The organism is Lactovum odontotermitis, assembly GCF_054658595.1.
In genome coordinates this window covers 226,979-248,752 of the sequence record NZ_BAAGGQ010000001.1, presented here as the reverse complement: position 1 = coordinate 248,752, position 21,774 = coordinate 226,979, and the positions used below count along the sequence as shown (strand labels likewise).

Here is a 21,774-nt window from a genome sequence, read left to right as displayed (position 1 = left end):
TTTGCAAAATGACGAGAAACTAGTTTTCAGTTCTGTTTTCATCAAGAATCAGGCCATTTAGTTCTTCCTCCGAGAAATCATAAGTCCGCCCGCAGAATTGGCAGACAACTTCAGCCCCGTGATTCTCTTCAATCATGGCAGTAATTTCAGCAGGGCCGAGCGAGCGGATGCCTTCACGGAAACGGGTCTTGCTGCAGTCACATTTGAAGGCCAGAGGGCTTTCTGTCAGAACTTTATATTTCATATCGCCGTAAATCGCCGGCAGGATTTGCTCAATCGTCAGATCTGACAAGGCCGGCATCGCTTTAATCTGTTTCTCCATGTTAGCAATTTCTTCGTCGCTCGCTTCCGGTAAGGCCTGTAGAAGAAAGCCGGCGGCTGATTTGACGGAGTCAGAATCTTCATTCAGTGTAACATTGACGCCGACAGAGCTTGGTGTCTGCTCAGACTGCAGAAAATACCAGGCCAAATCCTCACCGATTTCTGCAGAGATAAGGTCGACTTGACCAGTGTAGCTAGTGCGCAGCCCCATGTCCTTGCTGACAATCAGCTGGCCGTTGCCGATGAGCCCGCCCACCAGAATTTCACCCGTTGAAGTCCGCCGGTAATCAAGGTCAGGATTTTTGACATAGCCTTTGACATTGCCCGACGCATCAGCCACAGCCAGTGTATAGCCCATCGGCCCATCGCCGATGACTTTGACAGTAATCTTGGCATTGCCTTTTTCCAAAGCGCCTAAAATCTGCGCCGCAATCAATGTGCGCCCGAGTGCAACTGTCGATGAGGCCATTGTCTCGTGACGTCGCTGCGCTTCGGCGACAGTTTCTGTGGAATCTAGTGCAAAAGCACGGAAATGTCCATTTTCAGAGATTGATTTAATTATTTTGTCCATGTGTTTCCTTATTCTGATTTATCTTAAGCATAAGAGCATTATAACAAATTCGGCGGAACTTTGATATAATTAGTTAAAATGATGAAGTTTCTGCAAATTAATTTTGAGAAGTTTAACGGTATTGATTCGATTAGGGTTGATAGTTATTTGCAGTCACTGCCGTTTGCGAATTATTTGCTCATGGACTGCCGCAGTATCACATCTGCGGAGCTGTTGCAGTTGTTAAGGCAGGTGCGGACACGCTATATTATTTATGCTTACCCGAGTCAGCAGCAGTCGGCTGAATTAGAAGTTTTAGGGCATTTTGATTTGACGGAAATCTGGGAAGATTCTGATTTCATCGAACGTTTGACTTTTATGTTTGACGATTTGCTTCAAACGCAAGGATTTTCGGCTTTGCCGGATGAGGCTGCTCGTATAAGAGATGATTTTCCTGGGCGTATCGAGCGTCTGGGACGTTATGAAATGCTTGTTGAAGGCAGTTTTCCGGAGGAGACGGTTTTGCTGGATTTTCAGCGGATGGTCAGAAATTGGGGAAAAACTGTATTTGTGATGCCCTTCCGCCGTTTTTATAACGCACCTGGTCTGCATCGGCTGACCTTTGATTATGCGACGACTGGCGACTTGCAGATTATCTACATCATTTATACGCTGGACCATACTGGAAAATTACTGAAAACAGATAGAATTACAAGCAAAGAATACATTTTTGAAGCCATGAAAAATGTGGAATTTCGCGGGCAGATTTTGTTAAAAGGCACGGGAGAAGCGCGTTTGGGAAAGGTCTGGACTTATAAGGATAAGCTGAACCTGGGCTGGTTCCAGGCGGGTGACCAGCGCACGGAAACTGAGGACGGTGAATTTATTCATTCTTTATATTTGCCGGGGAAGCGGCGGGGAAAGCTGATTGTCGGCTTTTCGGGTAATTTATCTGAGCTGCCGCATTATGAACGGCAGTCGATGGCGAATTACGGCTTTCCAGTCCTGTTGTTCTGTGATTTGCGCGGGCGGGGCGGTGCCTTTCATATCGGGAAAATTGATGATAAGAGTTATGAGAAATCAGTCACTGGTTTGATTGATGCAGAACTCATCCGTCTGAAATTAACTCGTGGTGACTTGGTTATGGTTGGCTGGTCAATGGGCTCATTTCCGGCAATGTATTATGGTATGAAAATGCAGGCCGGTGATGTGATTGCGGCAAAACCTCTGCTTCATATCGGCAGCATTACTGAAAAAGTTGAAGTGGCTTTTCGGACCGAGCCGTCTATGATTGCGGCGCGTGAATATCTGAGCGGCCGTTATGTGCCTGAGGATACGGAGCAGCTAAATCAGATTATCGAGAGTTGTCTGGGTCAATCAGATTTATCGAAGATTAGATTTTATAGTTTTATCATGAAAAATGATGAACTTGATTATTGCAAGCCGTTTTTTGAAAAATTGCAGAAAACTGCAAAGTCTGTTGAGATTGTTGAGGAAGCAGGTTTTCATCCTGAAAAAATTCCGGAGATGAGTCGCTGGATTGATAGAATTCTGGATAATTTAACCGAGGGTTTGTGATATAATTATAGTTATACTTTGTGGAGCAGTGCCCTTAAGGAACTTATCTATCTAAAAAGCAGGACATGGAGGAAAAATGATTTTTATAATCGGGGAGTATGGGGTTTACAACCGTGATGCGGCGATTTTCGGAATAAAGTCGTTATTTGATAAAAAGGGAATTGACTGCCAGGTTATCACGCCTTCTATTGACATTAAGCAGCAGAAAAACCGGGCAGCGGCTCTCTCAAATTTTAAACAGGGAACGATCTGGTCAATTTATGATTGTTTTACCGGCCGTACGATGCTTGATGAGGAAAGGCTGACGCCGGCAGATTTTGAGGTGCCTGAGGGCTTTTTGGCTGAGACGGGCTTTGCTTCGCTGCGTTACCAGAAAAAAGGGGAAGCTCTGGAGCTGAAGCTGCGTGCGGACGGCAGTATTGAATCCGTCGAGCATTTTGAGCGGGGGGAGCTGGTCAGCCGGGATGTTTATGATGACGGCGGCCAACTTGTCGCTTATGAGTACCCCATGGGCGAGGACACTTTGTCAAAACTGCTGGACATGCGTGGCGACACTGTTTTTGAGCTTTATTTGACGGGGAAATACCGTAAGGTTACGAAAATCAGATATGTCCGTGAGAAATTGGATTTCTTGTCGGAAACGGCATTTTGGGAATGGGCATTTTTACAGCTTCTGAAAAATAAACAGGACAATGATTTGTTTTTCATCATGAATGAAAGCTTTAGAAAAGCGATTGTTACCAGCAATTTCAGTAAAATCGGAGTTTGTCTTCTGGTCACTCAGCCTCTGGATGAAAATAAACTCCAGGATATTCAGTTTGACCATTATGAGAAACTCATTTTCAACAGCCATGATGAACTGAATAAAATCGCAGTCAGATTTGATGAGAGCACCAGCAGTAAGCTTTATTGGAACAATTTCATTGCAACTGAGCTGCTGATGCCGAATTATGAGTTAGAAACTTTTCCTGTTTTTCTGAATTTGGGCAGTCCGTCCGATACTGTCAATTTTGAAGAAGTGGCGGAATCGCTCATCGAGATTCTTGAAACAGAAGCTAAAGTGAGCTTTACGATTGAGTTTTCACTGCTGCGAGACCAGGTCGATTTTTTAAATCTGCTTAAGAGCAAGGGCTTGACGGATGAGGAGATTAAAGCGCGCATCACTGCACTGACACGGCCTTTCCCTGAAAATCGTGCGACAGCGATGGCAGCTTCGATTCTTTATATTCATTATCAAAATTCTGAAATAATTTCTCAGCCTTTAATGCTGGCGATTGCAGGGGAGAAGCCAATTCTAGCTCTGAAGGGGGACCCGCTGCTGAATGATTATCTTGAAGATAATAACGGCAAGATGATTTCTGAAACCTCATTATCGCGCTTGATTAAGCAAATCGTTTATGATGTGGAATTTATCAAGTACGTGGCGCCGAATCCGGATTTAACGCGCGAGAAGTTTTCAGATAAGCCGACTATAGAACGCTGGCTTGAAATTTTTGATGACAAAGGACAAAAAATTTGACAGTTTATCATATCAATAAGGGCATTGGACCGTCATCGAGCGGCATTGAGTATGCCCAGAAATATCGTTTTGATTTGGTTAAGGATTTTCCGGAGCGTCAATTCTTTGTGTTCTGTGACTATATTTACAGCAACTATACTCGTTTTACGGATAATATCGGCATTGACATGGATTATACGCTGAATGCTTATAAGTTCTTGGCGGGACAGGAAAATCATCGTTCGAGCTATACTGTCGGGGATTTCGCGGCTGAGATTCCGGCTGATTTTGAGCGTGAGCAGGAAAATAATCTGTCTGTTACTTTCAAGAAAGGCAGTCTGCATTATAAGGTATGGCTGATTCCTGCTTTGGGCGAGGGTATCGTTGACCGGGTGGACACGATTGTAGGCGGGCGTCTGCTGCAGGTGGCGCATTATAGTGACCGTCTGACAAATATTGATTATTATAACGGCAAGGAGGTTTTCTGCCGTTATTTCTACAATGAAGCGGGCGAATTGACGCTGCGCCAGTTTTTACATGAGGGAAAAATTGTTCTGACTTTGCTTGATGACCTTGTTCTGCAGGGAATCAGTGAATTTTACAATGAATTTTTCCGCCGCCTGAACTTTGGCAGCCAGGATATTGTCATCATTGACCGCAGTACGGATTTAGGTGCTGAGCTGTTAATGAATAAAAATGAGGCCAAGTTTGTGGTGGTGGTACATGCGGAGCATTTCAATACGCGTATGAGTGATGAAAACTGGGTGCTTTGGAATAATTATTACGAGTATGTTTTTACAAATTATCAGTTTATTGATTATTTTGTCGTTTCGACGGATAAGCAGAAAGAGCGTTTGTCTGCTCAATTTGCCAGCTACGGCCATCCAGAGTCAAAAGTTCTGACGATTCCGGTGGGAACGGTGGCGGCTCTGTCGGACGGCACTCTGGTTGAAGCGAATAAATATAAATTTCTGACCGCAAGTCGTTTGGCGAATGAAAAACATATTGATGTGCTGGTAAAGGCAGTCGCGCAGGCGAAGAAGTTCCTGCCGGAGCTGGAGTTCCATGTCTACGGTGCAGGCGGTCTGCAGGGCAATTTGTCCGAGCTGATTAAACAGCTTGATGCTGGAGATTTTATCAAAATGGAGGGTCATCAGAAGATGACTGCGAAGCTTTACGAGCAGTACGGCGGTTATTTAACTGCTTCGGGCTCTGAAGGCTTCGGCTTGACCATTCTTGAAGCGGTCGGTGCCTGTCTGCCGATTATCGGTCTGAATGTGGATTACGGAAACACAGAGTTCATTGAAGATGGCGTCAATGGCTATCTGCTTGAGCGCGGCAGTGAGGAAGAACAAGTTCAGCTTTTTGCTGCATCGATGACGAAAATGGTCAATGAATTGGATTATTCCGCCGCCGTCAAATTTGACCAGGAAAAGGCAGCTCCTTATTTATCTGAAAATGTCAGCCGTGACTGGCGCAATTTATATGATTTATGCTTGAGTGGAGGCCATGCGAGTGATGAATAAAAAGACTGCAGCAAAATTAGTTCTGACTGACTTCTATCATCAGCCGACGCAGCGTTTTCTGGCAAGTTTGACATCGGCGGGAATCCCCTACAGGCATGTTAACATTAACTATGACGGTTTTATGCCGAATGAGCTGATGAATCCTTTTGCGCACCTTATTGGCGCTGAGGGTCTGCCTGACAAGGATTTGCACTATAATCAGGTCAAAGTGCCGGAATATGATGAAATTCGCAATCTTGACGGCAGCAAGGCTGAAATTCTTCGCGGCGACAGAGTTGTGGGCTATATCTATTATGCGCCGCACAGCTGGCGTTTAGTTCGGGAAGTGGTCTGGCTGAGCCGCTCGGGCAAGCCGACGATTGCCTATCGTTATAATCGTCAGGGCTTCAAGTTTGCTGAGCTGCTCTACGATTATGAGGGTAAAGAGGTGAAGACGCTCTATTTCAATGCTGAGGGCAAGCAGGTTCTGACGGTGGATACGGCGAGCCGGGTCATGCTTGGGGAAAATCAGATTTTTCCGACTTTGACCGACTTTGTCAAGGATTATCTGTCAAACTTTTTAGACGGAGTGGACGAAATTTTGATTAATTCAATGTCGACGCCTTTCTTTGCGGTGAATCAGCTGCCTGAAATCAATTCCAGCCTCTACTTTCAAGAAACTATTCACAAGGAAATTCCCGGAAACATGCAGCAGATATTGGCCGGTAAATCTTCAGTCAAACGGATTCTCTTTGAAAATGCCCGGGAAATGGCCAAAGTTCAGCATTTGTCGCCGGAAAATGCTGTCCGGATTGATTACTTGGGCGCAATTGAGAAATTCACACGCGAAAACAAATTCCGTCCGGCTGCACTGACCGTCACCCGCAGCGACCAGATTCTTTACGATGGGACAATTGCCAAAGTTCTGTCCGAAAACAACATCAAATGGACAATTGCGGCACCCTCTGAAATTTCAGACAAACTGCGGACTTTTGCCAGCCGGCACGAAAACGTTCATGTCCTTGAAGCAATCAGCAGTAAAGAGCTGTCGAAATTATTATCTGACAATGATATTTATCTCGACCTGAATCAGGGAGGAGACTGGGAAAATGCCGTGCAGCGCGCTTATCTTGAGGGCCTGCTGGTCATTACCGACCTGAAAACCGTCAAAAACGCCGGCTATGAGCTGATTCTCGAAAAAGAGCAGGAAATTGTCGACGTGCTCAAGCGTCCAGATAAAAACCGGGCCTTGCGCGTGCTCCGCGAGAAAAAAGGTAAAACAGCGACCGCAGCAGATTATCAGAGGCTTTTGAAATAATGGGAAACTTGCAGCGCGTCTATTGGCGTCAAAACTTCGTCAAATCCGAGCAGCTTTACTTGCTTGACGGCGCACGTGTCATCTATGACGAACAGCCGGGAATCCTTTATGAGCACTGGATGATACGTGATAACATGCCGATTTTAGTGAAGCCGCAGGCGCAATTTCAGAATCTGCCCATTGGCGAAACCGTTGAATTCACCCTAGATACAAAGGATGACGGCTTATTTAGTTTTCTGGAAATTCGTTTTTTTAAACAAATGAGCCTAGTTGCCAGTTTTGCCGAGACAAAACAAAAGTCCGTCAAATTTGTTGTTCCAGAATATGACGACCTGACTGTCAGAATCAGGGTGCGAGGAGCCGGCAGCACGAGACTGCTGAGCGTAACCGCGCGTGTTACAAGCCTTGACTGCTTGCTTTATGCAGGTGACCAAGCCCTGTCGGAAACTACCGGACTGCTGGAAATTAGCGGCAGCGGCGAAACATTGCTCGTCAGCTTTTCTAAGAAACAGCGCTACCTGGCAGCAGAATTTTTCAACGAAACAAAACCCCAAGTTCACTTTGCCAGCCTTGACGGAACCTTTGATGCTGACATTATCACAAAATTTCTTCGACAGAAAGAGCAAAAATGTCTGAAAGTCTTTCAGGCACCGGCCGACATTCTGTCCAATTTATCAGCTTATAAGACAATAACAATTCTTGAATGAGATTTCAGCTCAATTCAGTATTTTGAGCAAAGTTTGTTACTTTGTGTAAAATTTGTATTATAATTGCTTTATAAGGAGGAGATTATGGGATTTTATGATTACAAAGCCATGAAAATGAACGGACAAGAAGTCAGCATGAGCGATTATGCCGGAAAAGTCGTTTTAGTCGTCAATACAGCCTCAAAATGCGGCTTCACCCCTCAGTTTGCAGGGCTCGAGCTGTTATACAAAGATTATCGGGACAAAGGACTGGAGATTCTCGGTTTCCCCTGCAATCAATTTGCTCACCAGGATGCAGGCACCAACACTGAAATCGAAGAATTCTGCCAGCTCAACTACGGCGTGACTTTCACCATGTTCCAGAAAATTGAAGTCAACGGCGCAAACGCCCATCCTCTTTACAAATTCCTCAAAAAAGAGAAAGCCGGTATCGGCGGAGCCATCAAATGGAATTTCACGAAATTCCTGATTGACCGCGACGGCAATGTTGTTGCGCGCTTTGCACCTGCTGTGAAACCTGAGGAAATGAAAGCCGAAATTGAGAAGCTGCTCTGATTCACCACTTTCGATTAGACTTTGACTTTATACTGACAATTCCCCAATTTGTCACAAAGACAGTTAAAAAAATCTCCGAAATCATTTCCTATAAAGGATTTCGAAGATTTTTTGTTTTTATCTGATAAAGTCGGGATTATTGTGTGACAAATGCTTGTTTGCCGCGGACTTTTGCACTAGGTTCACAGAGGTATTTTGAGCTCTCAAAAACTTCGATTCGCTCTGAAATGGTTTTTTCGATTGCTTCAAAACCAGGCCTGAGAAAAGTTCTTAAATCGTAATATTTTTTATTGAGATATTCAGTTTTATGACGCTCAAAGTCGTGGACAGTGTCAATCGTTGCTTCAGCAAAAGCAAGATGGCATTCAGTGTTAACATTGATTTTGGCAACGCCGAGTGTGATTGCTTTTTTGATTTGTTCATCGGGAATTCCAGAGGCGCCGTGCAGGACAAATGGAAGGTTGGGAAGCAGCTGTTTTAGTTTCTTTAAATGTTCGAAATCCAATCCTTTCCAGTCTTTTGGATAAGGTCCATGGATATTTCCGATACCGATGGCTAAAAAGTCCACTCCGAGTGCTGCCATTTTCATTGCGTCTTCAATAGAGGCAAGTTTGCCCTCGCCGTAAATTCCATCTTCAGAGCCGCCGATAGCACCTATTTCACACTCGATAGAGACGCCTTCAGCGTGGGCAAGTTCAATGAGCTCGGCTGATTTGGAGAGATTTTCTTCGATGGGAAGCATTGAACCGTCAAACATAACTGAGCTGTAGCCGATTTTGATGCATTCTTTTACGGCTTCATAATTTCCATGATCAAGATGAAGCGCGACGGGAACGGTGATTCTCATGTCTTCAACAAGAGAAGTAATGAAGCGCTGACAAGTGCGGTACCCTCCCATATATTGAGCAGGTGCCATTGAAGTCTGCAGCAGAATCGGTGCTTGCTTTTTTTGGGCGGCGCGCAGGATGGCTTGGGTCCATTCTAGATTGATGGTATTGAATCCGCCGACTGCATACGCACCATCGTGTGCAGCTTGTACAAATTTTTTTGCTGATGTAATGGTCAGATTTATCTCCTTTCTTTCTGAACGATAAAGCAAGATGTTGAAATGCTTTAACTTAGCTTTTTGCGTGTGCTTATCATAAGTTAAGCTGGATAAGCTTTCCGCTTTCGGCAGATTGTTTGCAAGCTTTAGCGATTTTCAGCGTTGCAATTCCTGCGTCAACTCCTGCAGCGGTTTTTGACGGCGAGCCTGATTTAACAGCTTCGACAAATGCTTTTAACTCGGCAGTAAAAGCTTCTGCAAAGCGTTCAGGGAAGGATTGCATATAAGGTCTGACAATGCCCTGACTTGTGAATAAAGTGTTGTAATAAGGGTTGGCTTCTTGTCCTACACGAATCCAGCCTTTGCTTCCCATGATTTCAAACTCGACATGGTTGCCGTGAGCGGCTGAGCGGCCGCCGACCAGCGTTGCGACCATATTATTGTCAAACCGTAAGGTCGCAACACCTGTTTCGTATTCACCGATTTCAGCCAGCTTCGGCTCAACAATTGTATTACCGACTGCCCAGGCTTCTACCGGATTTTTACCGGCAAACCAGCGCACAAGGTCAATGTCGTGAATGCACATGTCAAGGAAAACCCCTCCGGAATCATTGTCGCTTGCAAATTTGACAAAACCGTCAAAGTTTTTAATCGGATCAATGCCATAACCGCGCATATAAATGATATCGCCTAACTCACCGTTCTCCACCATACGTTTGGCTTCCTGATAAGAAGAATCAAAGCGGCGCATGAAACCGAGCTGAAAAATTTGTTTGGGGTGCCGTCGAATGACTTCGGCCATTTTTTCAACTTCCGTCAAATCCAGACCCATCGGCTTTTCGCAAAAGACATGAAGCCCTGCTTCTAGAGCATAAATCGTCATTTCCGGGTGAAAACCTGTTGGAGAAGTGATGATGACTGCGTCTAAATCCTCTTTGTCAATCATTTCTTTCCAGTCTTTGTAAGTTGTCACTCCAAAATTTTCTTCAGCAAAATGCAGCTGATTGTCGTCGAGGGCAAAACTTGCTTTGAGTTCAATATCATTTACCATTGCGGCGAGATGTTCTGTGTGAACCATTCCTAATCTTCCAAGCCCGATGGTTGCCGTTTTCAGTTTTTTCATTTCAGTTTCCCTTTAAATTTTTTCAATTGTAATTGTTTTTCCTGATAAAAAGGCTTCTTTGGCTGCCTGTGCTATCTTGACAGCCATGATGCCGTCTTCCATCGTGCAGGCGACTGGTTTGCCTTCTAGAATACTTTCTGCAAAATAATTGAGTTCGGTGTTGTAAGAGTTCAGGTAACGTTCCAGAAAGAAGAATTGTGGTTTTTCAGAAAGGACGTTGTTTTTCCCTGAAAAGACGATGTTTGATTGTAGATGATTGGCATTTTGCAGCATACCTTCGGAGCCAAAAGCTTCCAGGCGCTGATCATAGCCGTAAACGGCCTGGCGGCTATTATCAATCACACCTAGTGCGCCATTTTCAAAAGTTAAGGTGGTGATAACGGTGTCAACGTCTTCGTACTGTGTAATCTCCGGATCAACCAGTCCTGCTCCCTGTACGGAAATTGTCTTGACTTCACCGAACATATACCGTGCCATATCAAAATCGTGAATTGCCATATCCATGAAAATTCCGCCGGAATTTTTTAGATAGGCAGCTGGCGGCATCTCAGGGTCACGCGATGTGATTTTCAAAATTTGCGGTGCTCCGATTTCCGAAAGCCGTGATTTAATGGCAAGGAAATCTTCGTCAAAACGGCGATTGAAGCCTACTTGCATGACAACACCTGATTTTTTCACGGCTTCATGAGCTTCTAAGATTTCTTTCATGTCTGAGCCTACAGGTTTTTCGCAGAAAATATGTTTTCCTGCTTCAGCTGCGGCTTTGATTTGAGCAGGGTGAAATGGTGTCGGTGTTCCAATCAGCACGGCATCGACTTCCGGATTTGCTAAGACTTCAGCGTAATCAGTGACGAATTGAATATCGGGAAAGTCTTCTTCAAAATGTTCTGCTTTTATGATGTCACAGACCATTTTCACCTCGAAATGAGGATTGATGAGTAAGTTTTTCATGTGAACTTTACCGATGCGGCCATAGCTGATGATTGCGATGTTAATTTTAGACATTTTTTTTGCCTTCTTTCTTTTAATTAATATGTTCGAGCGTTTTTACGCTCTTTGATTTTCTGCTGCGACATTTTCTGAATGGCCTCGATGCCTGAAATTTCCGAAATTCCGACATTCCACCAAGAGCCGACATTGTCAGCGGACATCGTTTTGGGAAGAACTTTTATGTCAAACAGTGTTGAAAGATTTTGCTGCTTTGCATCTTCCAGCGCTGCTGAGAGTTCTGCGCGTGTGTGAATGCGGTAGACCTTGGCGCCATAGCCTGCAGCAACTGCTGCGTAGTCAATATTCATGATTTGGCCGTCTTTATTTAGCCACTCGGTGCCGTCTGATTTCAGTCCATGCTCCATTTGCAGGTTGTTGATGCAGCCGTAGCCGGCATTGTCAAAGAGCATGACATTGATTTTTTTATCATATTGTAATGCTGTGACTAACTCAGTGTGCAGCATCAAAAATGAACCATCGCCGACCATGGCATAAACTTCCTGCTCTGGTGCGGCTAATTTTACCCCTAAGCTTCCAGCAATTTCATAACCCATCGTAGAATAACCGTATTCTAGATGGTTGGTGTTTTCAGATTTTGAGCGCCAGAGCCGCTGGAATTCTCCAGGGAGTGAACCTGCGGAGGTCACAACGATTGCATTGTCATCTACGAACTCATTGATTGCAAGAAAGACCTCAGTTTGGGTTAATCCGGTGTTTAATACTTCAGCATACTGAGCCAAGTGTTCTGATGAAAAATGTCCTGCAATTTCTGGGGCAAAATCCTGATTTTCATAATGAATGTTAGACAGACGAACACGTTCAGTATGCCATTCTTTCTTCCAGGTCAGGAACTCTTGTCCCCAGGTTGTCTGATAACCTTCAAGGATTGGTAATAGGTCTGAAAGAAACTCTTTTACATCTGCGACAACGGCTGCGGCATCTAATTTATAGGCTTGAAAGCGGCTGACATTTATATTTAAAAACTTGGCTTTATCGAAATTGTAGATGGTTTTTGAGGAAGTAATGAAATCATTGTAGCGTGTGCCGAGTCCGATGATTAAATCAGCTTCCATAACGGCTTTGTTTGCGGCAGAAGTTCCAAGGACGCCGCATCCTCCAAGGTTATATTTATAATCCGAAACTAAAGTGGATTGACCTGCATGTGTCATGACAAGAGGCGCATTGATTTTCTCGGCTAGAGTGCACAGTTCTTTTTGGGCTCCAGAGTATTTTGCTCCGCCGCCGACTATGATGACAGGTTTTGTACTGGCTTGAATTAATTCGACGGCCGCTGTGATTTCGCGTGCACTCGCTTTATGACGGTCTAAATAATGGACTCGCTTCTGGAAAAACTCCACCGGATAATCATAAGCCATCCCCTCGACATCTTGCGGCAGACAAATCGTTACAGGGCCTGTATTTTCCCAGGATGTCAAAACTTCAAAAGCCCGGATTAAAGCCGACATCAATTGTTCAGGGCGCTCAATCCTGTCCCAGTACTTTGAAAGCGGCTTGAAAGCATCATTAGTAGTGATTGCTGCACTCAAAGGATTTTCTACTTGCTGTAAAACCGGGTCTGGCTGACGTGTCGCCCAGGTGTCCGCTGCTAGGAGCAGAACAGGCAGGTTGTTAGCGTAAGCAGTTGCTGCAGCTGTTATCATGTTTGCGGAACCGGGTCCGGATGAGGCAGAGACTGCAAAAATTTTACGCCGCAATTTTTGTTTTGCAAAGGCGACTGCTGCTAAGGCCATGCCTTGTTCATTTTTTCCAGCATAATGTTTCAAGTGCCCAGGAGATTCTTCAAGAGCAGCACCGAGTCCAAGCACGATTCCATGTCCGTAAATATGGAAAATTCCTTCGACAAAAGCTGTTTCTTTCCCGTCAAGTGAAATATACTGCTGGTTTAAAAACTTAACGAGGGCCTGTGCAACAGTGAGACGGATTGTTTCGTTTTTCATCAATTTATACAACCTCCTTAATGACAGTTAAAATGTGAGGGACATTCATAAAATGGAAATCATCCTCTCCGATGGTAATGATTTTTGCGCTTGTCCCATGCTGGTCTAGGGCAGTTTTCAATTCGCTTTCATGGCGTGCTGCCTGCGGTGTGATGACGAGCAGGTCATATTTCTTTTTGCTCAATTTTTCTTTCAGTTGTCCAAAAGGTGCATAATCAATATCTAAATCAAGCTTTTGTTCATTGATTTCCTTTGAAAGATTAAAGAGAAGATTGCTGGCGGTAATCCCGCGTTCACTGATAATCAAGACTGATTTATTCATTGTTTTATTTTCGATTTCCTTTCATTTTTAGAACTTATAGTTTGCCGATTCCTAATGGAGAGAAGAAGGCGTAGACGAGGACCACTACAATAATACAAATTGCCCCGACCAATTTTGCGTGTTTCCAAGGTTTCATGTCAACTTTTGTATTGAAAGTCTCAAGTGAAAATTCGCCGTCAGGTTTGATTTTAGGGATAAGCCACATTGCAATTGCTTCAAGAACAAACAAAACACCAAGAACATAAAGGAAATTGATTTGCGGGAAGGCAAAGAGGGCAGTCACATAGAGGATGATATGGATGGGAATAATCAGTTTTGCTGAAAAAGTTGTGGCTTTTTTTGACCAGAAGGCAAAGAGTATAATCACCAGTAAGGGAACATTATAAAGCCCGTTGAACTGCTGGATGAACTGATAGAGGCCGGCCGGCGCATAAGTAATAAAAGGAGCAATTGCGATACAGATTATGCCGACAACGATTGTGGCAATCTTACCATTGCGCGCCACTTGTTCATCTGTGGCTTTTTTGTTAAACATTCCCCGATAAAAATCCAGTGAGAATAATGTGACCAGAGAATTTAGAGCACCAGAGAAACTTGAGAGAACAGAGCCTAAAATAATCGCACCATAAATCCCGGTAAGCACGCCGGGCATGACTTGGACGAGCAAGGCAGGGTATGAATTGTCCGGATTAGAGAGGAACTGATCACCAAAAATATTACGCGCGATAACGCCTGGAAAAACGAGAAACAAAGCACCGAAAATCTTGTAAGTTCCAAGAATCATTGTCCCTTTTTGAGCAGATTCAAGATTTTTCGCTGCAAAGGCTTTTTGGACAATCATTTGATTGGTGCACCAGAAATACAAGTTATTGACCAGCATACCGGAGAAGAGAGCCGGCCAGGGAACAAATTTGGAGTCAAGCGGACCGATTGAGTTCAGCATTCCTGAAACAGGTGAATGGTAAACCACGTGACTCACACCTCCGATGAAACTTCCATGACCAAGATAAATCAGACCAAGAAGAGGAATGAGCAGCCCGCCGAGCAGAAAACCGACAGAATAAATCGTATCCGAATGTGCCGTTAAAGCAAGGCCGCCCATGAGTAAGTAGCCGATGGCGACAAGTCCGACAATAATACAAATGGCAATGACAGCTACCAGCTGTGTGGTGTGAAAAACCTTATCCATATGGAAAATTTCATTGAAGACAAGTGAGCCGGAATAAAGTAAAACAGGAAGAAAAGAGGCAATATAAGTAAAGATGAAAAGGGCAGACATAATTCGCTTGATAGTTGTATCATAACGAATCTCGAGAAAGTCAGGAACCGTATCAATACCATATTTAAAGTATTTTGGAATGAAAATCAGACCCAGTGCAACGATTGCAATGGTAGCGGTCACTTCCCAGGCCATCACTTGCATGCCGACTTGATAAGATTGTGCGTTTTCTCCGACCATCTGGTCAGTAGAGAGATTCGTCAGAATAATTGCCCCGGCAACATTAAAAGCGCCAAGCGAGCGGCCGCCCATAAAGTAGCCTTCTGCAGTTTGAATATTGACTTTCTTTGACTGACGATAGGAATAAAACCAAATCCCCGCGACAATGACAAAAAAGCTTATGATTGTCCATGTTTCTTTCATAGAATGTACCTCGTAATTTTTCTATTTTCGATAAAAACGCTTACATTTCAAGGCGAGCTTTTTACTCTTGAACAAAATATTAGAGAAGCCGCAAAGTTCAGAAAGCGATGTGAATAGAGTAAGTATGATATTTGCCGGCTTCTCTAGAGGCTGTGTGATATTTTTATAAACCAGTAATTTCGTTGATGTAAGCACGGGCTTTCTTCGCATATACAAAGGGGTTAGCCTTAGCTGGATCCTGTTCGGCTTCAACCATTATCCAGCCCTCATAGTCAGAATTTTTGATGGCTTCCCAGATTGGCCGGTAATCTACCATCCCTTCCTCGTCGCCCGGAACAGTGAATACGCCTTCTTTTACGCCTGTCAAAAAACTCTTGTGTTTGGCGCGGACATCTTCCATGCGCTCTTTTCGAATATTTTTTAAATGAATATGTTTAATTCGCTCGGCATATTTGTTAAAGACGGCAATCGGGTCTTCACCTGAAAAAGTGAGGTGTCCGGAGTCAAAAAGGAGTTTCACCTTATCCGGGTCTGTTTCACTCATTAAACGGTCAATTTCGGCTGTGGTTTGAACGCCTGTCCCCATGTGGTGATGATAGACAATTTCCATTCCTTTTTCATGGGCAAGGTCTCCCAGTTTTTCGAGCCCGCGCTCCAGGAGTTCCCATTCTTCTTCGGTAAAAACTGGTTTATTGTCATAGACTGGCTCGTCTAAGCCTTGAATCGAGTGCCCTTGTTCAGCCACAACAATGACTTCTGCACCCATGGCATGAAGAAAATCACGATGTTTGATAAAAGCGTCTGCAGTTTCTTGAAAAGGTTTTGTGGTTAAAAAGGCTGAAAACCAGGCAGAGGCAATACTCATCCCTCTTGGTTCAAGGTATGATTTTAATTCCTCAGCATCTTTCGGATATTTATTTCCGATTTCAGTGCCAGTGAATCCGGCAAGTGCCATTTCACTGACTGCCTGCTGAAAGGTATTTTCTGCGCCAAGTTCTGGTAAGTCATCATTTGTCCATCCGATTGGACAGATTCCTAGTTTAATCGTCATAGTTAAGTTGTGAGTCCGGACGCTCTGAAATAGAGTGCGAACTCACCTCCTTTCAATATTTTATTTTTGTTAATTTTGTTGAGCGATGAGTGTTTTGATTTCATCAATAGTCGGCATGGCCTCAGAGGAAGAATGACGGCTGACGACAATTGCTGCAGAGGCTGCGCCATAGTTGAGAGCAGTCGGGATATCTAAGCCCTGTCGCAGTGCTGTGATAAATGCAGCAGCATAAGAATCGCCGGCGCCGAAAGTTTTAAGTACTTTCGCTTTATAAGATTTGCCGATTGTGACGGTTCCGTTTTTTTCATAAGCATAAGAGCCTTTTACCCCATGTTTGATGACAATGAGTTTTGGAGAGTGCTTGAAAAGTTTTGCTGCTGTCTCATCATCTTTACCGCCTTGGTGAAATTCAAGAACATCAAATTCATCACGTGTACCAATCACAATATCAGCCTGACGGGCAGTGAGCTGGTAATAAACGGCTGTTTCTTCGGGCGATTTCCAAGTATAATCACGGTAATCAAGCTCGAAAATGATTTTTACATCATTCGATTTTGCTATTAGAAGCGCTTTCAGAACAGCTTCGCGAGAAGGACTCTGTGCAAGCGCCGTTCCTGAAATAAGCAGATAGTGTGCTTGTCTGATGTAGTCTTCGGAGACTTCTTCCGGCTGGAGATAGAGGTCAGCAGCGCCTTGACGATACATTAGAATGCTGCATTCTTCAGGACTTAGAATCTCTGTAAAAGCAAGTCCTGTTCGATGTCCCTCCTGATCGATGACGATTCCCTCTGTGTTGACACCTGATAAGTCCAGGTAGTTTGTGATGAATCTTCCATGCTGATCGTCAGAAACTTTTCCGATAAAACCAGTTTTTAGTCCCATTTTGCTGGCACCGATGACAATATTGGCAGGTGAGCCCCCGACATATTTGCTGAAAGTTCTTGTTTCTTCCATCGGCCGGTTGTATTCTACAGCGTTAAGATCCAGAGCTGCCCTGCCAATCGCGATGACGTCAAATTTCTTTTCCAATTTTTATCCTTTCGTAAAATAAATATTTGCTGAATCATTTTCGGCTGATAATCCATTCATACTCAGGCGCATTGTGGAATTTCCAGAGCTTTACAGGACCTGCCATGATGTTCAGATAGTAGCTTTCATAGCCGTCAGGGACTGCAACAGGGTGATAGCCTCTGGGTACAAGCACCATTTCCTCGTTATAAACAGTCATGGTTTCATCAATTAGGCGGTCGTCCGTGTAGACGCGCTGAAAGACAAAACCGTTATCGGCATTCATTTCATGGTAGTAGGCCTCTTCAAGGAAAGATTCATCCGGAAGATTATCCTGATCGTGTTTATGAGGCGGATAACTTGACCAATTAGCCTGGCTGGTATAAACTTCGACAATCAGGAGCTTTTCAGAAATCGTACTTTGGTCATCTAAAATATTATGAACCTGCCGCTTGTTATTATATTTGCCTCTTTGCTCAATCGAATTACTGCCTGCCGGAATAAAAGTGGTTTTCCGATTTTCACTGCTTGCCGGCGCAAAACATAGAATAATTTTGCCGGCTTGAGTGCAAGTGATGGTAATCGTTTTGTTTGCAGGCACGTAAACACTGTCAGTCGGGACTTTTTCAAAGACAGATTGACGTGTGCCGACTTCATCAAATTTGACAGAGCCGTCAGAAATGCTGTACTTTCCAGTCAAGGCGACGGCACAGACTTCTTTTCCGTCCAAAGCAAGCGAGTAGCTGCCGCCAGCTTCCATTTGAAAAACTTGCGCTTCAATATAGTCAAACAGACTGTTTTCTTTTGTAATATGATGAAGCAGTTTGACTTTGTCAGTGACAGGAAACTGAATTTTTTCTCTTTTTAATTGAACCATTTTAAATATCTTCCTCCAGGTAACGGGCTGTTACGACTTTGCGGTGTGTGTAAAACTCGATGCTGTCTTTACCGTTGGCATGCAAATCACCGTAGAAGGAATCTTTCCAGCCGGAAAAAGTAAGAAAAGCAACGGGAGCAGGCACACCAAGATTAATGCCAATCATTCCCGCGTCAATATTTTCACGGAAGTAGCGGACGGCGCTGGCATTATTAGTGAAGAGACAGGCTCCGTTTGCCAGATTGTGCGAATTTGCTGTTGCAACAGCTTCTTGAAGATTCTTGATTTTCATCACTGAGAGAACCGGGGCAAAAATTTCATCTTTCCAAATACTCATGTCGGTGGTCACATTTTCAAAAATCGTTGGTGCGACAAAGTATCCTTTGTCAAATTTAATAGCACGGCCGTCAAGTGCCAGTGAGGCGCCTTCAGCAATTCCTTTTTCGATGTAGGAGAGCGTGCGTTCCTGATTTTCACGGCGAATGACTGGTCCTAAGAAAATATCTTTATCAAGGCCATTACCGATTTTGAGAGCTTTTGCCTCTTGGATAAGTTTCTGCATGAATTCATCGTAAATGTCTTCTTGAACTTCAAGCACAGCGCATGCCATGCAGCGTTCTCCGGCAGAGCCGAAAGCCGCCGAAATCACATTTTTTACAGTCAGCCCGATATTGGCATCTTTGAGAACAACTGTGTGATTTTTTGCACCGGTTAGCGCTTGTACACGTTTCAGATTAGCCGTCCCTTTTTTGTAAACATATTCACCGACTTCTTTTGAGCCGACAAATGAAATCGCTTTGACATCTTTATTTTCGAGCAAGCCGTTGACAACATCAGCAGCACCGTTGACAATATTAAACACACCATCAGGAAGACCAGCTTCTTTCAATAATTCGGCTAACTTTTGAGTAAGTAATGGTGTTTTTTCGGAAGGCTTGAGAACGAAAGTATTGCCGCAGACGATTGCCATCGGAAACATCCAGCAGGGCACCATCATCGGAAAATTGAAAGGGGCAATTCCTCCGACAACGCCAATCGGGTATTTGTAGTTCGCCGCTTCAACGCCGGTGCCCACAGCCTGGAGGACGTCTCCCATAATCAAACTTGGTGCAGCAGCAGCAAATTCAACATTTTCAATCCCGCGTCCAACTTCACCCAATGCTTCAGAAAGTGCTTTTCCATTCTCCATCGTAATGATTTTCGCCAGTTCGAGTTTATGTGCGATTAAAAGTTCATGGAAAGTAAACATGATTCGTGCACGTTTGATAACATCCACGTTTTTCCAAGACTGAAACGCTTTTTGTGCGATGCCGACGGCCGTGTCAAGTTCATCACGGCTAGATAACGGCACTTCCGCCAAAGTTTCTTCGGTTGCCGGATTATAGACAGGTTCGAACTGTGATGCCTGACTATCAACCCATTGACCGCCGATAAAGTTCTTTAATTTCATAATTTTTCGTCCTTCTTTTGTTTCTAGGCTCATTATAATTTTCTTAGAGAGAAAAGTCAAGGAAAATGGTTAAGTTTTGGACATATTATGAACATGTGATGATTTTCTATTGAAAACTTTTGACATTTTATCATCTTTTGTTTTATAATATAAGCAAAGAGGTGACTCAAACATGAAATCAAAAAGAATAGAAGAAATAGAAAATTACATTATAGAAACAGGAAACGTTTCATACGACGAACTTATCCAAAAGTACAAAGTTTCGCTCAACACTCTGAGGCGCGACATTAATGAATTAGTCAAAAAAGGAAACATTGAAAAAGTATACGGTGGCGTTCGCTCGGTGCAGGATGTTCTGGTTGACTATGAAATCCGCAACACAATAAATCAGGAATTGAAAAAGAAAATCGGGGCTTCCGCAGCTTTGCTGATTAATGAAGGCGACATTATATTTATTGACTCAGGAACGACCACAGTACAACTTTTACCTTTTCTAGACAAAAATATTCACTGCACCATCTTGACGAACAACTTTGATGTTGTTGATTTTTGCACACATTATCCGCAGTTTGATGTATTTATTGTCGGCACCCATTATAGGTTTTCCACCCGGTCATTCGTAGAAATTTCTAATCAGGACTTGGATTCAATCAATATTAATAAAGCTTTTATGGCAGCGACTGGGATTAGCATTCAAAACGGATTAACGAATTCGGATGTGCTTGAACAGCAAATTAAAAGAAAAATTTGCCAAAAGAGCCGGGAAATTTATCTTCTCGCCGATCATACGAAATTCGGCCATACAACACTGATGACCTACAGTTCACTCGAAAGTGTATACACCGTAATCTCTGATAAAAATCTTTCCGACGAATATTTACAGTTTTTCAAAGAACACAATATTCAGTTCTTAACTGGAGAATGATAGTCGTAAACATTAGAGCTGCCTTTTAGACTGAAAAATAAGAATTGCTAAAAGCGCAGGAATATGCTACAATAAAAACAATTGAATAAAGTCTCAGCAAGAAGAGTAAGCAGATAGAAATTTATAGGGAGCGCGAGTCACAGACTGGAAACTCGCACATGGAAAATCAGCTGAAGTTCACCTTGCGTATCATGAGACAAGTCAAATCAAGTAAAAAACGAGGATGGTACCGCGGTTTCGCTCCTTTTCTGTATAGGAAAAGAGCTAGAACTGCGGTTCTTTGTATTTTGAAAGTAGGTAACCAACGAATGACGTCATTAAAAGAAAAAATTGAAGAGCTGAGTGGGCATGCATTAGTAAAGCTGCCGGAGCTGCCGGATGAAGCGGCTTTGAATGATTTTCGCGTGTCAATGCTCGGCAAAAAAGGTCAGCTGACAGAAATTCTAAAAGGAATGAAAGACCTGTCAAATGAAGAACGCCCTAAAATCGGCGCACTGGCAAATGAATTCCGCGACAAAATCACGCTGCTGATTGAAGAGAAAAAGCAGGCGCTTGAAGCTGAGCACCTGCAGGCAGAGCTTACCAAAGAGACACTGGATGTGACGCTGCCTGGAAAAGTCCGCAAGAAAGGCATTCGCCACATTCTCACACAAACTCAGGAAGAGATTGAAGAAATTTTCCTGGGAATGGGCTATGAAGTCGCAGACGGCTACGAGGTCGAAACAGACCACTACAACTTTGAGCGCATGAATCTGCCGAAAGACCATCCGGCGCGCGACATGCAGGATACCTTTTATATCACGGAGGATACGCTGCTGCGTACGCACACTTCGCCCATGCAGGCGCGCGGCATGGATGCGCATGATTTCAGCAAAGGCGGTCTGCGCCTGATTGCACCGGGTCGAGTTTACCGCCGCGATACCGATGATGCCACTCACAGCCATCAATTCCACCAGATTGAGGGCATCGTGGTGGACAAAAACATTACCATGGCTGATCTCAAGGGCACACTTGACCATGTGATGAAAAAAATGTTCGGTCAGGAGCGCAAGCTGCGCTGGCGTCCAAGCTATTTCCCCTTCACCGAGCCCTCTGTCGAGGTTGACATCAGCTGCTTCAAATGCGGCGGCAAAGGCTGTAACGTCTGCAAACACACAGGCTGGATTGAAATCCTCGGTGCCGGCATGGTGCATCCGAATGTGCTGGAAATGAGCGGCCTTGATTCTGAAGTCTACAGCGGCTTTGCTTTCGGCTTAGGCCAGGAGCGTATTGCCATGCTGCGTTACGGCATCAATGATATTCGCGGATTTTATCAGGGCGATGTGCGCTTTCTTGAGCAGTTTGTGTAATG

19 protein-coding genes are annotated in these 21,774 nt (G+C 44.0%); 8 read left to right on the top strand and 11 right to left on the bottom strand.

Annotation, left to right across the window (positions count from 1 at the left end; translation table 11 throughout):
* Positions 1-19: 19 nt before the first annotated feature.
* On the bottom strand, positions 20-892 hold the full coding sequence (gene hslO / locus ACYQ2E_RS01135; protein WP_460016205.1) for an Hsp33 family molecular chaperone HslO: 873 nt from the start codon (positions 890-892) through the stop codon (positions 20-22).
* A gap of 78 nt (positions 893-970) precedes the next feature.
* Here hslO and ACYQ2E_RS01130 point away from each other — a divergent pair, with 78 nt between their 5' ends.
* From ACYQ2E_RS01130 to ACYQ2E_RS01105, 6 genes are all read left to right on the top strand, one after another.
* Entirely contained in the window at positions 971-2,449 is a 1,479-nt protein-coding gene (locus ACYQ2E_RS01130) for an accessory Sec system protein Asp2 (RefSeq protein WP_460016204.1), read from the top strand.
* 76 nt (positions 2,450-2,525) lie between these two features.
* The gene (locus ACYQ2E_RS01125) at positions 2,526-3,968 is read left to right on the top strand and encodes a hypothetical protein (protein ID WP_460016203.1); all 1,443 of its coding nucleotides are present in this window, start codon (positions 2,526-2,528) and stop codon (positions 3,966-3,968) included.
* Entirely contained in the window at positions 3,965-5,473 is a 1,509-nt protein-coding gene (locus ACYQ2E_RS01120) for a glycosyltransferase (RefSeq protein WP_460016202.1), read from the top strand. The genes ACYQ2E_RS01125 and ACYQ2E_RS01120 overlap by 4 nt, the downstream gene beginning before the upstream one ends.
* Positions 5,463-6,770 carry a hypothetical protein gene (locus ACYQ2E_RS01115; protein WP_460016201.1) on the top strand — a complete coding sequence of 436 codons (1,308 nt, stop codon included), beginning with the start codon at positions 5,463-5,465 and terminating at the stop codon, positions 6,768-6,770. Before ACYQ2E_RS01120 ends, ACYQ2E_RS01115 begins: the two co-directional genes overlap by 11 nt.
* A complete protein-coding gene (locus tag ACYQ2E_RS01110; RefSeq protein ID WP_460016200.1) occupies positions 6,770-7,477 on the top strand; it encodes a hypothetical protein in 708 nt (235 codons plus the stop codon). Before ACYQ2E_RS01115 ends, ACYQ2E_RS01110 begins: the two co-directional genes overlap by 1 nt.
* Before the next feature lie 84 nt (positions 7,478-7,561).
* The gene (locus ACYQ2E_RS01105) at positions 7,562-8,032 is read left to right on the top strand and encodes a glutathione peroxidase (RefSeq protein ID WP_460016199.1); all 471 of its coding nucleotides are present in this window, start codon (positions 7,562-7,564) and stop codon (positions 8,030-8,032) included.
* A gap of 136 nt (positions 8,033-8,168) precedes the next feature.
* On the opposite strand, the gene ACYQ2E_RS01100 is transcribed toward ACYQ2E_RS01105, so the two are convergent.
* The 10 genes from ACYQ2E_RS01100 to ACYQ2E_RS01055 form a co-directional block, all read right to left on the bottom strand.
* On the bottom strand, positions 8,169-9,098 hold the full coding sequence (locus ACYQ2E_RS01100; protein WP_460016276.1) for a class II fructose-bisphosphate aldolase: 930 nt from the start codon (positions 9,096-9,098) through the stop codon (positions 8,169-8,171).
* Between the two features lie 73 nt (positions 9,099-9,171).
* A complete protein-coding gene (locus tag ACYQ2E_RS01095) occupies positions 9,172-10,200 on the bottom strand; it encodes a Gfo/Idh/MocA family protein (RefSeq protein WP_460016198.1) in 1,029 nt (342 codons plus the stop codon).
* 12 nt (positions 10,201-10,212) lie between these two features.
* Positions 10,213-11,205 carry an inositol 2-dehydrogenase gene (iolG, locus tag ACYQ2E_RS01090; protein ID WP_460016197.1) on the bottom strand — a complete coding sequence of 331 codons (993 nt, stop codon included), beginning with the start codon at positions 11,203-11,205 and terminating at the stop codon, positions 10,213-10,215.
* A 23-nt stretch (positions 11,206-11,228) separates the two neighbouring features.
* Positions 11,229-13,148 carry a 3D-(3,5/4)-trihydroxycyclohexane-1,2-dione acylhydrolase (decyclizing) gene (gene iolD, locus ACYQ2E_RS01085; protein ID WP_460016196.1) on the bottom strand — a complete coding sequence of 640 codons (1,920 nt, stop codon included), beginning with the start codon at positions 13,146-13,148 and terminating at the stop codon, positions 11,229-11,231.
* A gap of 4 nt (positions 13,149-13,152) precedes the next feature.
* Positions 13,153-13,470 (bottom strand): PTS sugar transporter subunit IIB, encoded by a 318-nt coding sequence (locus tag ACYQ2E_RS01080; protein WP_460016195.1) that lies wholly within the window; start codon positions 13,468-13,470, stop codon positions 13,153-13,155.
* 34 nt (positions 13,471-13,504) lie between these two features.
* Positions 13,505-15,112 carry a solute:sodium symporter family transporter gene (locus ACYQ2E_RS01075; protein WP_460016194.1) on the bottom strand — a complete coding sequence of 536 codons (1,608 nt, stop codon included), beginning with the start codon at positions 15,110-15,112 and terminating at the stop codon, positions 13,505-13,507.
* 163 nt (positions 15,113-15,275) lie between these two features.
* A complete protein-coding gene (gene iolE / locus ACYQ2E_RS01070; RefSeq protein WP_460016193.1) occupies positions 15,276-16,163 on the bottom strand; it encodes a myo-inosose-2 dehydratase in 888 nt (295 codons plus the stop codon).
* A gap of 69 nt (positions 16,164-16,232) precedes the next feature.
* Positions 16,233-17,192: a 5-dehydro-2-deoxygluconokinase gene (gene iolC / locus ACYQ2E_RS01065; protein ID WP_460016192.1), complete on the bottom strand. Its 960-nt coding sequence runs from the start codon at positions 17,190-17,192 to the stop codon at positions 16,233-16,235.
* Between the two features lie 34 nt (positions 17,193-17,226).
* Positions 17,227-18,048 (bottom strand): 5-deoxy-glucuronate isomerase, encoded by an 822-nt coding sequence (iolB, locus tag ACYQ2E_RS01060; RefSeq protein WP_460016191.1) that lies wholly within the window; start codon positions 18,046-18,048, stop codon positions 17,227-17,229.
* 1 nt (position 18,049) lies between these two features.
* On the bottom strand, positions 18,050-19,498 hold the full coding sequence (locus ACYQ2E_RS01055; protein ID WP_460016190.1) for a CoA-acylating methylmalonate-semialdehyde dehydrogenase: 1,449 nt from the start codon (positions 19,496-19,498) through the stop codon (positions 18,050-18,052).
* Positions 19,499-19,670: 172 nt separating this feature from the next.
* Between ACYQ2E_RS01055 and ACYQ2E_RS01050 the strand changes: the two genes are divergently transcribed.
* The gene (locus tag ACYQ2E_RS01050; protein WP_460016189.1) at positions 19,671-20,423 is read left to right on the top strand and encodes a DeoR/GlpR family DNA-binding transcription regulator; all 753 of its coding nucleotides are present in this window, start codon (positions 19,671-19,673) and stop codon (positions 20,421-20,423) included.
* Positions 20,424-20,731: 308 nt separating this feature from the next.
* Positions 20,732-21,772, top strand: coding sequence for a phenylalanine--tRNA ligase subunit alpha (gene pheS / locus ACYQ2E_RS01045; RefSeq protein WP_460016188.1), 1,041 nt, complete (start codon positions 20,732-20,734; stop codon positions 21,770-21,772).
* Positions 21,773-21,774 lie beyond the last annotated feature (2 nt).